At 34.7% G+C, this 14,126-nt stretch carries 15 protein-coding genes and 3 pseudogenes; 9 read left to right on the forward strand and 9 right to left on the reverse strand.

The features are described 5' to 3' along the window. The first annotated feature begins 69 nt into the window (after window positions 1-69). The 4 genes and pseudogenes from R0F62_RS03365 to R0F62_RS03380 all read left to right on the forward strand — a co-directional run. Window positions 70-540, forward strand: a complete 471-nt coding sequence (locus R0F62_RS03365; RefSeq protein WP_010082479.1) for a hypothetical protein — start codon at window positions 70-72, stop codon at window positions 538-540. A gap of 118 nt (window positions 541-658) precedes the next feature. Then, a complete protein-coding gene (locus R0F62_RS03370) occupies window positions 659-1,246 on the forward strand; it encodes an L-threonylcarbamoyladenylate synthase (protein WP_006280292.1) in 588 nt (195 codons plus the stop codon). A 17-nt stretch (window positions 1,247-1,263) separates the two neighbouring features. Beyond that, window positions 1,264-2,085: an AAA family ATPase gene (locus R0F62_RS03375; protein WP_038199127.1), complete on the forward strand. Its 822-nt coding sequence runs from the start codon at window positions 1,264-1,266 to the stop codon at window positions 2,083-2,085. Between the two features lie 73 nt (window positions 2,086-2,158). Next, window positions 2,159-2,788: pseudogene (locus R0F62_RS03380) on the forward strand (hypothetical protein); the annotation flags it as partial. A 26-nt stretch (window positions 2,789-2,814) separates the two neighbouring features. Here the strand turns inward: R0F62_RS03380 and R0F62_RS03385 are convergent. After that, window positions 2,815-3,647, reverse strand: a protein-coding gene (locus tag R0F62_RS03385; protein WP_317051319.1) for an IS5-like element ISWpi1 family transposase whose coding sequence is annotated in 2 segments (ribosomal slippage) — window positions 2,815-3,278 and window positions 3,278-3,647 — 834 coding nt in all. Because the reading frame shifts where the segments join, the coding sequence is not laid out codon by codon here. A gap of 293 nt (window positions 3,648-3,940) precedes the next feature. Here R0F62_RS03385 and R0F62_RS03390 point away from each other — a divergent pair. Continuing rightward, a complete protein-coding gene (locus R0F62_RS03390; protein WP_274979300.1) occupies window positions 3,941-4,603 on the forward strand; it encodes a conjugal transfer protein TraJ in 663 nt (220 codons plus the stop codon). Here R0F62_RS03390 and R0F62_RS03395 read toward each other — a convergent pair. From R0F62_RS03395 to R0F62_RS03425, 7 genes are all read right to left on the reverse strand, one after another. After that, a complete protein-coding gene (locus R0F62_RS03395) occupies window positions 4,600-6,096 on the reverse strand; it encodes a proton-conducting transporter transmembrane domain-containing protein (protein WP_010962853.1) in 1,497 nt (498 codons plus the stop codon). The two genes, R0F62_RS03390 and R0F62_RS03395, sit on opposite strands and share 4 nt — an antisense overlap. 114 nt (window positions 6,097-6,210) lie before the next feature. After that, window positions 6,211-6,465, reverse strand: a complete 255-nt coding sequence (locus R0F62_RS03400) for a hypothetical protein (RefSeq protein WP_010962852.1) — start codon at window positions 6,463-6,465, stop codon at window positions 6,211-6,213. Between the two features lie 11 nt (window positions 6,466-6,476). Continuing rightward, window positions 6,477-6,848 (reverse strand): holo-[acyl-carrier-protein] synthase, encoded by a 372-nt coding sequence (locus R0F62_RS03405; RefSeq protein ID WP_010082456.1) that lies wholly within the window; start codon window positions 6,846-6,848, stop codon window positions 6,477-6,479. Further along, window positions 6,845-8,113 carry a proline--tRNA ligase gene (gene proS / locus R0F62_RS03410; protein ID WP_022626352.1) on the reverse strand — a complete coding sequence of 423 codons (1,269 nt, stop codon included), beginning with the start codon at window positions 8,111-8,113 and terminating at the stop codon, window positions 6,845-6,847. Before proS ends, R0F62_RS03405 begins: the two co-directional genes overlap by 4 nt. Before the next feature lie 102 nt (window positions 8,114-8,215). Beyond that, entirely contained in the window at window positions 8,216-8,563 is a 348-nt protein-coding gene (locus R0F62_RS03415; RefSeq protein WP_010962849.1) for a hypothetical protein, read from the reverse strand. Beyond that, complete coding sequence (locus R0F62_RS03420) at window positions 8,560-9,204, reverse strand: hypothetical protein (RefSeq protein ID WP_274979299.1); 645 nt, start codon at window positions 9,202-9,204, stop codon at window positions 8,560-8,562. The genes R0F62_RS03415 and R0F62_RS03420 overlap by 4 nt, the downstream gene beginning before the upstream one ends. A gap of 412 nt (window positions 9,205-9,616) precedes the next feature. Continuing rightward, window positions 9,617-9,781: a hypothetical protein gene (locus R0F62_RS03425; RefSeq protein ID WP_162829040.1), complete on the reverse strand. Its 165-nt coding sequence runs from the start codon at window positions 9,779-9,781 to the stop codon at window positions 9,617-9,619. A gap of 181 nt (window positions 9,782-9,962) precedes the next feature. Between R0F62_RS03425 and R0F62_RS06585 the strand changes: the two are divergent. The 4 genes and pseudogenes from R0F62_RS06585 to R0F62_RS03440 form a co-directional block, all read left to right on the forward strand. Beyond that, window positions 9,963-10,660: pseudogene (locus R0F62_RS06585) on the forward strand (transposase); the annotation flags it as partial. 51 nt (window positions 10,661-10,711) lie between these two features. Continuing rightward, window positions 10,712-11,218: pseudogene (locus R0F62_RS06590) on the forward strand (transposase); the annotation flags it as partial. Between the two features lie 440 nt (window positions 11,219-11,658). Further along, a complete protein-coding gene (locus R0F62_RS03435) occupies window positions 11,659-12,186 on the forward strand; it encodes a c-type cytochrome (protein WP_010082469.1) in 528 nt (175 codons plus the stop codon). Window position 12,187: 1 nt separating this feature from the next. Next, on the forward strand, window positions 12,188-12,949 hold the full coding sequence (locus R0F62_RS03440) for an alpha/beta hydrolase (protein ID WP_317051320.1): 762 nt from the start codon (window positions 12,188-12,190) through the stop codon (window positions 12,947-12,949). Between the two features lie 175 nt (window positions 12,950-13,124). On the opposite strand, the gene trpS is transcribed toward R0F62_RS03440, so the two are convergent. Further along, window positions 13,125-14,123 (reverse strand): tryptophan--tRNA ligase, encoded by a 999-nt coding sequence (trpS, locus tag R0F62_RS03445; protein WP_070356910.1) that lies wholly within the window; start codon window positions 14,121-14,123, stop codon window positions 13,125-13,127. Between the last annotated feature and the right edge of the window lie 3 nt (window positions 14,124-14,126).

Raw genomic sequence — 14,126 nt, forward strand, 5'->3', positions numbered from 1 at the left:
TAATTGAATTAACATATGATAAAGTGTAGTAAAAGTTTGGATTCTACAATCTAAAGTTTGGAGATTTTTATGGCAGAAAACAACGACAATAATTCATTTACTAAGCGTTTCACAAACAGGACTCCTGGCGGTACAGGGGAAGGTTTTTCCAGTAAGTATTCGTCTCAAAACACCAAAGAACGGGCATTAGGGGAAAAAGGAAAAATTTCTGAATTAGCAGGCAAAAAAACCGAATCCAAGGAAGCTTTTTCTGAAAGTGGCGGCATAAAAAGTAAAAGCAGAACTGTCAATGAAAGATCTTTTGCTGATGCAACAAAAAGAAGTAGGTCAGATCTTATATACTTAGTCCGTGGTAAAGATCGTGGAAAATCAGCGTGGCATTATGTATTAGTTGATAAAGAGAAAAGAGAAATGTTTCTAGCAAAAAGCAGAACTGGCTCTATAGATGTTGCAGACTATGGAGAGATTTTGTATTCAGGATGGGGAGAGGATCCACCACAGGCAATAATTGATAAAGTCAATGAAGAGTTTGGGTTGTAGCAAATCTGCATAACAAATGGTAAGCTGCGTTGCATTACGTTTACAAAAACTAGCAGTTACTATATAAGATACAGTGCAACAAAACTAATCTAGTTGTTATGAATAAGTTTTTAGCTATATGGTATCTAAAATAATAAATGCAATACAGAACAATTTATTAGTGTGTTTTCCAACAGAAACAGTGTATGCTCTTGCTTGTAATGCACTAGATAATGAATCTATAGGAAAAATATATCAGATAAAGAAACGCTCTCAAAATAAACCACTGTCTATATTTGTTAGTGATATTTACAATTTGACAAAAATAGCAAAGGTAAAGGAAAGATATATTGATTTAATAAACCACTTTTCTCCTGGACCAATTACCTATATTTTACCACTTAAAAACAACAACATATTGCCAAACGAATTCTTTAAAGATAGTATAGGTATCAGAATTCCTGAGCATCCTATTGCAATTTCAATACTAAACAAACTGAAAGTTCCAATAGTTGCAACTAGTACAAATATTTCAGGAAAAGAAAGTGTATGTAAGGCAAACGATATACCACAATCCATTAAGCAACATTTATCTGTAGTGATTGAAGATGACGAACTAGTTTCTGGTATAGAATCTACTATTATTGACTTAACCGAAGATAAGATTAAGGTTTTAAGGGAAGGTGCAATTTCATTACAAACAGTAAACAACGCATTTTCAAACTAAAATCTATAGGAGAAAGAATGAAAAAAGTAATAGGCCACAACCAAGCCAAAAAAAAAATAATGAACAACTTATCTGTTCAGTCTTGGCTGATCTGTGGTAAAAAAGGTATAGGAAAAGCAACACTTGCAAAATCCTTCTCCAATTGGTTACTCATAAAAAACTATAATGAAGTAGCATTGGACTTACACATTGTTGAAGGTGATACTATCGGAATAGAAAAAGTCAGAGAAATGAAAAACTTTCTACACTTAAGTCCCATTCAATCAGAACACAAAATAGCTATAATAGATAGCTTAGAGGCAATGACTAATAACGCTAAAAACGCAATATTGAAAATATTAGAAGAGCCGCCAAAAAATTCTAAGATATTTATAATTAGCCATAAGCCATATGATATACAAACCACTATCCGGTGTAGGTGCTTTCAGCTAAATTTACTCCCATTAACTTATGATGAAACAAAGCAAGTTGCTTCATCTCAATGTAAATTTGATAATCAAACGTTTGACGAAATGATTACTTTATTTCCTGGAATGCCAGGAATGATAATAAATACAATAAGTAGTGATGCTTATGAAGCATACAAATGCTTTTATAAATTTCTTCATGATTTAAAGAATCCCAATATGATTAATAAAGTAATTAATAGCGAAATCGAACTAGAACTAGCATCATATATAATTCAGGCCTTCATTTTAGAAAGCATAAAGAGAGAGGTAAATGGTGTTGAAATTCTGCTAAGTCAGTGGAAAAAAATAGATGAACTTTTCGTTGCCGCAAAGCAACTCCACTTAGATAAAAAGCATGTTTTAGCTAATGTAGTTAATATCATGACATAAGTTTACAAAGTATAATACTTTTAACATAAATTCATGATAAAATTCTGTTAATTTAATACTCGAAGTATATAATTTGACTGATAATAAATTAACTGTATGGCAATCAATAGAAGTTTTGACGAAAGCCATATTGAACATGCAGAAAAAATTAAGCTTAATTAAGAATATAGCTTCAGATCAAGACATAACCCTAGAAAAAGGAAAGGAGTTGTTAAGTGGCATTTATGAAGCAAATTTTAAGCTAAACAAGACAATCAATATAGCTACTTTGCCAAAAATTGGCTATCATATGCTAAATGGTGAGCTTGTTGTACGTAATCATATTACGGAAGAGGAAGTAAAGATTCCTGGAGATTTTCATTACCTTAAAGTCGTAAAATCCGATCATGATAATTATAAATTAACGTTTTGTAATTTTTTAGGTAATGAGTTTTTTGAATATAAAAAGTATGATCCACAATATTCTGGTATTTCAGATGAATATAAATTTGTGGATTTTGGTAGTGTAAAAAAGACTCATAATCTAAAATTTAAGGAATACATTGGTCATGCACCTAAATTTTTTGCTGCAGAAGGGCCTATTGAGCCTGGATCCCAAAACCATGTAATTGATCTATTTGAGCTAGTCAAAAGTGGTAAAGGTAGAAAAGTGGGAACCTTTGCTGATGAATTTGGTTATTTTGATGATCAAAATAAATTACATGAGAGGTTGTCCGGAAACTAGTAAATTCAAGCATATTCCCTCTTTAACATAACCCTACTCATAGCTAGGTATATGAAATTCTCAGTGGATGTTGTGAGTAAATCATACTCCTTCGATAGCCTTCTATTCCTATTAACCCAAGCAAAAGTCCTTTCTACAACCCATCTTCTTGGCTGTACTTTAAACCCTTGTTCTCTTGTTGGTAGTAGCTCAGGTGGCGTATCTTTGTGCACCCAAAATCTACATGGAGGCCTTTTAACAATTTCAATATCTATGTCATATTCTTCCTTTATGTGATTCTTTAAATTTCTTCCTTGGTATCCCATGTCAGCCCACATTTTTTTAACTTTAGTATATTTTGTTCTCATATTGTTTAATGCTATTTTCATACCATCTCTATCATTTTCGTTAGCAGCGCCTACGTAACAACCTAGTATAAAACCCTGAGTGTCTGTAATTATATGCCTTTTTCTACCCTTTACTTTTTTACTTCCATCATAGCCTTTGATCCCCCCTTTTCTGTAGTCTTTACAGATTGACTATCTACTATACAGGCACTCGGCTGCTCATTCCTTCCTATTTTTCTTCTACTATATTTTGTAATTTCATAATTCATTTTCTCAAAAATTCCCTGCTTCTTCCATTGCCTGAACTGCTCATACACAGTCTTCCATAGCGGAAAATCATTTGGTAAATACCGCCATTGACACCCTGTACGCAATACATAGAAAATTGCTTCTAATATTTCTCTTTTGCTATACTTTGGCGGCCTTCCTCCTTTCTTGTATGATACTCTGAAGTGTTTTTCTATTCTTGCCCATTCCCTTTCGCTTAGATCTGTTGGATACTTTTTTCTCATCTTTACCCCGTACTAAAATTTCAGATATTATAGCCTTTTACTTGTTTCCGGACAACCTCTTATTATAATTATCACAAAAGTGTAGAAAGTAATACTTATGATCCTGAAAATTTCAGTGTAAAAATGATAAATATAGATGTGAGCAAAATCGATAAATTCTACCTCATTGCAGAACAAGGTGATATAATCATTCATCCTATTTGGGAAAATTTAGACATATTTTAAAGTTTTTTTTAGAGTATCTAAGCTTATTGTTATTATAATGATCCGATTAGGTCTGGTAGTATTGTGTTATGGAAGATAAATTGCTTGAATCAGTAAAAAACAAAAGTTATTTCAGTAAAGTAGTCGAATGGTACTGCCATAGGTATCTGTTTTGTGTAGCAGAAAGATCTTGGATGGCATTAATAGTATCGCTTCTCCTAGTATGCTTATGTTTATTAACATTAAACATATACCTGTTATTTCCTATTAAAAAAGATTTAAATTTTGTGAAGTATATGAACCACACAGAAGATGAGTTCTCTGCAATGCATAAGCTTAGTTTCAGTAAAAAGGAAGATGAATACACTTCCACAGCGAGGTACTTAATAAGTAAATACATTGAAATATACGAGTCCATTAAGATCGTTGAACCGAAGTACCAAGAAAATTTTATAAGAAACAATTCTATACATAAAATCTATCAAGGCTTTCAGGAAAAAACGAATAATGAAGCTGGTAATTTGTCTTTATCTAAAAGAAAAATCGCCAACATAAATGTAATAACATTATCTATTGATCGATCGACCAAGGACTTAGTTACATTTGCTGGAAATGCTACTGTAGTTTTTACAACCGAGCAAAATAAGGAGGATACTGTGGAGATTAGCTTCACTTTGTCGAATATAAAAGCAACTCTGGCTGGTATAATACCATTTAAATTTATTGTTAATGGTTATAAATACAGATTTTAAAATATTACTTGGTAGCTAAAAAAAATAACCAAAGTGCACATAGCAGTAATAACTGGAGGTAAAACTAGAAGAATTGGTGTTTTTTTAATAAAGTAATTCTGAGAAGGTTTTAAGAAAAAGGCGTTGTAAATTATCGGTAAAAAGTACAGAGCGTTGAGTATAGTACTAACAATTAACACTAGAGTTACAAACACAGAAAGTATTACATTGCCAGAGTTGAAAACAGCTTGAAAAATGAGAAATTTACCCCAAAAAGTCGGAGCAGGCGGCACCCCTATCATAGACAATGCACCTATAGCAAATGCTGTCATGCTAATTGGCATACTGCGTCCTATACCGTAAATCTTATCTATATATTTCTCACCTGCTCTCGTTATTATTGCTCCGGCAACGAAAAACAAAGTGATTTTTGCAAATGCGTGGCAAACTAATTGAAAAATTGCAACCCTCATGCTGAGATCACTAAAAATTGAAGCGAATAATATAATATACGACAATTGAGAGATGGTAGAGTAAGCAAGCAATTTCTTTAATTCTTTTTGCTTTAGTGCAATCAATGATGCAGTAATAATAGTAAATCCAGCAGCGTACGGAAGCCACCCTCCAGCAAACCAATTTTGCTGCACAAAACGTTGCATATTATCGACGCCGAAAGTGTATAATATAACTTTTATGATGATGAAAACTCCGGATTTCACAACAGCAACAGCGTGCAGTAGTGCACTCACAGGAGTTGGTGCAACCATTGCTTTTGGTAACCAAAAATGCATTGGCATTAATGCAGCTTTTCCTATTCCGTAAATCAGCATAGCAAAACACACTGCAATGAAAGTGATGAGTGAAGTATCAAATTTGAATATTCCACCGCTTACAAAGTCTAAAGTATGAAATTCATGATATAAAAGGCCTATTGCAGGAAAAAATAATACCAAAGAAGAGAAAAATAGCACGCCAAAGTAATAGCGTCCTGCAATCATTGATTCATTTGTTGAGTTGTAAGTAACCAGAGGGTATGTACTAATAGTTAGAAGCTCATAAAAGACAAATGTAGTGAGCAAGTCTCCAGAAAAAGCAATAAACATTGCACAGCCAATCGATATTGAAAAAAAGCATAGAAAACTTGAGTGATTGCTATCAGCATAGTTATTCTGCATATAACATATTGCATATATACTGGTCAGCACCCATAAAAACGATATTAATAAACTGAATATTACTCCGGTAGACTCTAGCTTTAAACTAATGTGCAAATTATTACCAAAATCCATGAGAATAAATTGAGAATGATCACCATATACCCAATATAAAGTGCACAGACACGTATACGTAAACAGAAGTACAGAAGAAGTGACAGTAATACTATTGTTCACTCCGGGCCATTTACCAGTAAAAAAAATAACTAACGCACTTAAAAGTGGAATCAACGCAGTAATTAATAAATAATTCTCAGTAATTGAAAATGGTAAGGAAAGAGACGTTAAAACACAGTCCATTAAATAATTCATCTTTTTGTTTAGGTAAAGCTAGAATTATACTAAAATCATAGAAAAACCGCTATGTTTTTTTGGCAAACTAGTCGTTTGTGTATGCTATAGCTATACTGCGATTCATTCCACAACTGTACGAACATTTGTTTTTGTTAAACACAACAAAGATGTCATCCCAGTGCCCTGACTACTTGGATCCAGGAAAGTTTGCTTGTGAGCAAGCAAACTAGCATAGAAAAACGTTTTCGATGAGATTGCAGAAAACCAGTGTCTGGGCACTGGGATGACAAAGGAGGACAGTGTCAAGCACTGACCATTTGCTGTGCAGTTTACCTTTAAAAATGAATGTTCATACAGTAAGCCATAAGATGACAAAAGAGTAAACTTTATCTGTGTGAGCTATAGACGCAAATTACAACAAATGCAGTAGCGTAATCTCCATCGTCACTTAAAGAAAGATGAATTTTGGAGATAAAATCCTTGCTAACGGTAAGATATGGCTTGCCTCTTACATCATTGTATATTTCTATATCTTTCATTGTAATACCCTGACCACTACCTCGTGCTTTAACAAAAGCTTCTTTTGCTGCAAAGCGTTTAGCAAAATACCTTGCTCGCATTTCTTGACTATTATACTTTCTACTTAGCTCTATTTCCTTTTCAGTGTAGATTCTATTGAGAAATTTTTCCCCGTATTTTTGTAATATTCTCAATATTCTTGGTATATATACTATGTCAGTGCCGATACCGTGTATCATTTTGCGCTAAAGTGATTGATTGCTTCCTCAATCTGCATTTCCTTTACCTCTCCAGTTGCTCTATTTTTTACTTCAACTATATTTTCACTTACTGCTTTCTTTCCGACAATTATTTGCCACGGCAAGCCTATCAGATCCATTCTAGAAAATTTTACTCCTACACTCCCTTCCGTATCATCGTAAAGCACTTCATCGCTCTTCAAAGCTTTGTATATTTTATCTGCAGCCTCCGTTACTTTCGTTTGTAAATTGATTAAACCAATTCTGAAAGGAGCTACCTCCTCCGGCCAGATAATTCCCTTATCATCATGAAAAGCTTCTATTATCGCACCAACAAGTCTTGAAACCCCAATGCCATACGAACCCATATGTATATTGACATTTTTTCCATCTTGAGAAGTAACACTTGCCTTCATAGGCTTTGAATATTTGTCGCCAAAATAAAAAATATGCCCTATTTCAATACCTTTACTAACATTTAACTGCTCTTGTGATATAGGGCAAGTCTCAGGATCATGCATATCATCTGCAACTGCGTATATACTCTTTAAACTTTCAATATCTTCACTCTCTAGTAGTTCAGAAAATTTATTGTCATAATATAAAGTGCTCTCACCAGTGTTTGCCAATATATGAAACTCGTGGCTCAAATTTCCTCCAATTGGCCCCGTATCAGCTCGAACTCCAATTGGAGTAAATCCCATGCGTTTGAAGATTTTTATGTAAGTTTTGTACATCAAATTATATGAATTCAGTGCACCTTCGTAATCTACATCAAAACTGTATGCATCCTTCATCAAAAATTCCCTGCCCCTCATAACACCATAACGTGGTCTTACCTCATCACGGAATTTCCATTGAATTTGGTATAAACAAAGTGGCAAATCTTTGTAACTTTTTACCACATCTCTAATTAAATCAGTTGCTATCTCCTCATGCGTTGGACCAAAAAGCATATCTTCCTCATGCCTATCCTTTATGCGTAGCATTTCCTTACCGTAATCATCGTAACGCCCTGATTCTCGCCAAAGACTTGCTGGTTGCACACAAGGCATTAATGCTTCAATAGCACCGGATTTGTTCATTTCATCTCTGATAATATCTTCAATATTCTTAAGCACTAAGAGACCAAGTGGTAACCACGTATAGATGCCAGATGCTATCTGCTTTATTAAACCTGCACGCAAAGAATATTGATGGGAGATAATTTTAGCATGGGCAGGCTTTTCCTTTAGAGTTGGCAGGTAATATTTGGATAAGCGCATATAATAGATCTGATTGTATTAAGTAATCTTAATACAATCAGATCTGTAGGTAAACTTATTTTGAAAAGGAAGGGAAGTGCATGGCTGACCATTTCATAGTTATCATAGTCCTTGTACAACATTTTCCTTTTGGCATCGCAACGCTTTTCCACCAAACTGTGCTATGCGATCCTCAACAGAAAGAGGAGGTGAATCTTGCACCTCATTATCCACTGAGTCAACATTATTTACTTGTGGTGAATCAACACACGAACTTGGCGGTACCGGTGACTCCTCTTCACTATCTGAGAATTGCATGACTGCTGCTCTCTCCTTAAGTCTCTTTGTCCAATCTGAATCATTATCATCCGACTTCTTTCTCTCTGCTTGCTCCCTATCTATTCTTGCAGCAAACTCTTCTGGTGTTTCTTTTTTGTCAGTGCCCCCACTACTTTCTAATTTTGCTTTCAATTCATTTGTAAAATTTTGTTGCTGCCCACTCTTTTTAACGTAGTACCTCCTCTTATCTGTTCAAACAGAGTAGAATGATTATTATTCTCGGGTTCACCAGCCTTCTTCGGTGCATCATTCTTAGGTTGCTCCGTACGCTTGGAAGCTGTAAAAAAATGCGGAGGCGGAGGTGGTAGTGCAGCATCTTGTGGCAATGGAGGAGGTGGCGGCGGTGGACTTGGATTTGGTTGTGTTCCAAACGTTACTGGAGGTGATTGAGGAGTAGGTACATTTGATTTATTCTCCAGATTAGTACAATTTTTACACACAAATTTTTGTGGTTCTTGAGATGGAGTATGGCCGAATTTCTGTCCATTAAGACCTACTTCTTTCTTATTATCATCTCTAGAAATAGCCAGTTTAACAAGATATGTCACTGAAATAAGTGCAACAACCGTAGAAACAGCAAAAATTGCTAAAGGAACTGCTGCAATAGGACCAGAACCAGAAACTGCTATAATAACATAAGGAAGATATTGACCAGATATGAAACTAAATATAGATAATAATAAAACAGCAATTAAAGGTTTCCATATAGTCTGCTTAGTTTTAGTAAGCTCCTGACTATCTTTTAGCAATGAAGAATTATTGGATATCATCATTTCTTTGCCTCACTTGTTAACGATAATTTAATAATAACCCAATTAATAATTTCTGTCAATAATTAATTATGAAAAACAAAGTTGCAATTTGAATAGATAAGCTATAAGTAATATACGACCAGCAATAGCCATACAATAGACTTCTTGTATAACCCACACTAAGTAGAAAAAAGGTATCATCCAAGTAGCTGACACTGCTCTCCTTTGTCATTCCAGTGCTTGACACTGGAATGACACCGAAGGGGCTACTGCCGTCTTGGATGGAAACCAGTGTCAGAACTAGTTAACCATGGGGCTTCTTTTGCCTTTTTTTCCATTTGGTAAATTTCTTAAATATTTATGGCTAACATGAAGCTAAGTACGAACTTTGTTAAACATAACAAATGGTGCCATTCCAGTGCTCCTTTTTTTGTCATCCCAGTGCTTGACACTGGGATCCAGTTTTCCATATAATCTCATCGAAAATGTTGTAACCACTTTCTGTGCTAGTTTGCTTGCTTACAAGCAAACTTTCCTGGATCCCAGTGTCTGGGCACTGGGATGACATCATAGGGACACTGGGATTACACCCTGACAATCGTCATCCAGCTACTTGTTAGCGGCTAAGAGATACCGCGAATGAATCGCGGTATGACGGCTCGTGGCGGCATGACGATAACCTCGTCTCACTGCCATTAAGTTAAGGAAAAAAGATAGATTTTATGGGATAATGATGTATACCAATAAGTTTAAAGGTAGTATGAGTAAAAAAGGCAGTAATAAAATTTATTCAAAATGAATTGGCAAGTCTAGAATTTATAGAATCCCATAAATCATCTTCAAAAGATTTTATGAGAAAGAGGAAGTTATCTTTTATTGACATATTTATCTTAATTTTAAGAAAAAGTGTAAAGTCGCTGCAAGTAATACTAAACGAATTTATTTTATATAGGAAAAAAGACTATACCGTTACTGCTAGTGCTTTTAGTCAAGCAAGAAAAAAAATGAAACACAGTGCATTTTCAGAAATTAACGAAGGTGTGGTTTCCTTGTACTACCAAGACCAAAAATTTAAAACTTGTTTTGGCTTTAGAGTGTTAGCTCTTGATGCCTCCAAAATCATTTTACCAACAAGCGTTGAAATAAAAAATGAATTTGGCTCAAGAAAAATACGTAACCAAAAACCAAAAGATTTAGGTGATTATGCAAGTGCAACCTTTGCGGTTTGTTAAGATGTGCTAAATAATGTTGCCATAAGGTCAGTGTTAGATAGAGGTAACACTCATGAAATTAACTTAGCAGATGGAATGCTTAAAGTTGTAAATACTAATGACTTACTGATTTGTATATTTATCTTATAAATTTCTTTCTAGCCTTACAAAAAGAAAAATTGCTTATGTCATTCGATGTCCCAGATCATCTTTTAATGAAGTGAATGCTATGTTTGAAGAAAAAAGCCCATCTAGTGTTGAGGTTACCATATGTGCTCAGCGTAAGATAAAACAAGAAAATAGTGGAATAACGCTTCAAAGTGGTACTGCCATCTGGTGAAATTGAAGTGTTAGCTACATCATTAATGGATGAACAAAAGTTTCAAACTGGAGGATTTAAGGAGTTATATTTTTTACGCTGGGGAGTTGAGACATTTTTTGCAAAACTCAAAGGAAGACTAAGTCTAGAAAATTTTACAGGAAAAAGTGTTGAGTCTGTTAAACAGGATTTTTGGTCAGCTATCTTTATTAGCAACCTAGAAAGTGTTATGACAGAAGATGTAGAAGAAGCGTTGAATATGGACTTAACCGATGATAAGCTTAAGAGGAGCATTAACAAATCTGTCTCATTTAACGCGATCAAAAACTTGGCTTTCGACATTTTTGCTACGGAATCAGATACTGACTGCATTATGGATCAATTATCAAAGCTATTTTTGATGAACACTTTGGCGGTAAGAAAGGGAAGGAAAGTTGATCGTCATAAGGTACCTTATCTTCGTTCGTTCAATTACCAAAAAAGGGTTAGAAAACACATATTTTGACTAGAGGTAGTATTCATATCTTCTGATAATAACTGGGTAGCTTATTGCCATAGCTCCTGTAAAATGACTTCTAAACAAACTATTTCTTAAGTAATTTACACTTCAGAGTTTATCTGCTTTAAAGTTTACTCTATTCTGTTTCAGTATTTGTCATAAATCCTTAATTATTTCTGACTTTTTAGTTCAGTTTTTAACCATTCTTTCCTTAACTTAATGGCAGTGAACCTCGTCATCCCGCTACTTGTTAGCGGGATCTCTTGTTAGCGGCTGAGATACCGCAAATGAATCGCGGTATGACGGTTCGCGGCGGTATGGACGTAGGAAAACCTTTCTTGGGTTAGCTATAGAGACTCTCATCTTTAGCGAGCTTCAAGGTAATTGGTTGCTATTTGCGAAAATATTCGCATAATTTAAGTAACATTACTTAATAAAAATTAACTATGGAGCTTAATAAGATTGCAGCATCGATTTTACTTTCTGGGCTAATCATTATGATAGTTAGTAATGTAGTTGATATGCTTTACAGTCCAGAAGAATATAAGATTGAACACCAAACGATAGTAGCTGCTGGCAGCAATGAGTTCCAGCAAAAAATCGAGCAAGTGGCGCTTGATATTGGAGCGCTCATGCAGAATGCTAGCTTTGAGAAAGGTAAATCAGCAGCAAAAAAATGTATAGCCTGCCATAGTTTTGAGAAAGGTGGAATGAATAAAGTAGGACCAAACTTATGGAACATAGTTGGAAATAAAAAGGCCCATCTTGGTAACTCATTCAATTACTCAAAAGCAGTGCTTGAAAGAGGTGGAAAATGGGGGTATGAGGAGCTATTTGCCTTTTTAAAGAACCCAAAAGCCTATATAAAAGGTACACGTATGGCATTTGCAGGTATTTCCAATCCACAAGAAATTGCAGATCTAGTTAGTTATTTGCATCAATTGAGTGATAGCCCGGTTGCTTTGCCAAAGTAGTATGGATTATTGTAAATTGTTTGATGGAAATAATGGTCACATAGCATATCGAAAGCTACAAGGAAAGAAAGCTTCTGTAGTTTTTTTCGGTGGATTTGCATCCAATATGGATGGAACTAAAGCAACTGCTATTTACAAATTTTGCCAAGAAAATGACGTAGCACTTGTGCTATTTGATTATTTTGGTCACGGTCATTCAAGTGGTAATTTTATTGATTACACGATAAGTGATTGGCAAAAAAATTGTGCTAAAGTAATGAGTGAATTAACTAGCGATAAACAAATAATTATAGGTTCAAGTATGGGAGGATGGCTGGTGTTGCTCACTGCCCTTCAATTTCCAGAAAAAATTGCAGCACTAATTGGTATATCGTCTGCTCCCGATTTTACTGAAGATTTGATATTCAAGCAATTGTCAGGCAAGCAAAAAGAAGAACTAGATTCTAAAGGTGTAATAGATTTTACTTCAGAGCATTGTACATACAAAATAACTAAAAATTTGATCGCAGATGGCAGAAAGAACCTTCTTTTAAACAAAAAGACAATAGATATAAACTGTCCTGTGCGCTTGCTGCATAGCATTAATGATAAAGATGTTCCTTATCAAACTTCATTGAATTTAGCTGAAAAAATTAAGTCAACCGATGTTGAAGTACACTTAATAAAATCAGCAGAGCACAATATGTCTGACAATCATTCACTGGAAGTTTTATTTAAGACCATTAGAGAATTTTGTAACCAGACTGCATTCTGTGATTTTTAGCAAAACACGATTTTTCATTTGAGCTTTCTTCAACTTAAAATAAATACAGAAAATTGCTGCCTATAGCTAAACTGACTTAGATTTACCGACAACTTGAAAAACCGTCATCCCGCTACGTGTTAGCGGCTGAGATACCGCGGCGGTATGACGGTTCGCACCATCACACTTTGGAACCTTACAGATATTGAGCAAATCCAATAATATCCTTGATTTCTTTTATATTATGGGTTGCAATTTCTGCTGCTTTCTTTGTGCCTTTTTTTAATATTTCATGTAAATGGAATTGGTCTTTTAAAAGATCATTCATTTTCTCACGTATGGGTGATATAACACTGATAATTAAATCAGCTAACTCTTTTTTGAAGTGCTTCATGTCATGTTTGTTCACTTCTTCACATACTTTTTTCACATTTACATTACTAAGCACTGAATAAATGTTTATCAAATTGCTTATTTCTGGTCGGCACTCTAAAGTAGCAAAGCCTAGAATTGAATCTGTTTTTGCTTTTTCTATTTTTTTGACAATTAAGTCATCCGTATCATCAAGGTTAATGCACGAATGTTCTGAAGGATCAGATTTACTCATCTTGCTTGTACCATCTCTTAAGCTCATTATCCTTGATGTGCAATCCAAAGTTAAGATTTCAGGTACGATGAAATGATCCAGCTTATAATGATTGTTAAAAGCTGATGCAATATCACGTGCAAGCTCCAAATGCTGTTTTTGATCATCACCAACAGGAACGTATTTAGTTTGATACAACAATATATCTGCAGCCATAAGTACTGGATAACTATATAATCCAAGAGAGGCTTTTTGTTTATCGCTGCCAGCTTTATCTTTAAATTGAGTCATGCGATTAAGCCAACCAATTGGTGTATAGCACCCAAGCAGCCAGCCCAGTTCTGCATGACCACTAACTGTGGACTGATTAAAAATAATGGACTTTTCTGGATCTATTCCACATGCAATATAAGCTGCTGCTGTTTTGAAAATATTACTTTTTAATTCACTTGCGGGAAGCTTATTTGCTGTGATTGCATGTAGGTCGACAATACAAAAAAGAGATTTGTATTTATCCTGTAAGTCTATCCACTGTTTGATTGCACCAAGATAATTACCTAAATGTAGTACGCCACTTGGCTGGATACCTGAAAAGACAATACTTGTCATTAT

It is taken from the genome of Wolbachia endosymbiont of Drosophila aff. chauvacae BK-2020, from assembly GCF_032848195.1.
Taxonomy (GTDB): Bacteria; Pseudomonadota; Alphaproteobacteria; order Rickettsiales; family Anaplasmataceae; genus Wolbachia; species Wolbachia pipientis.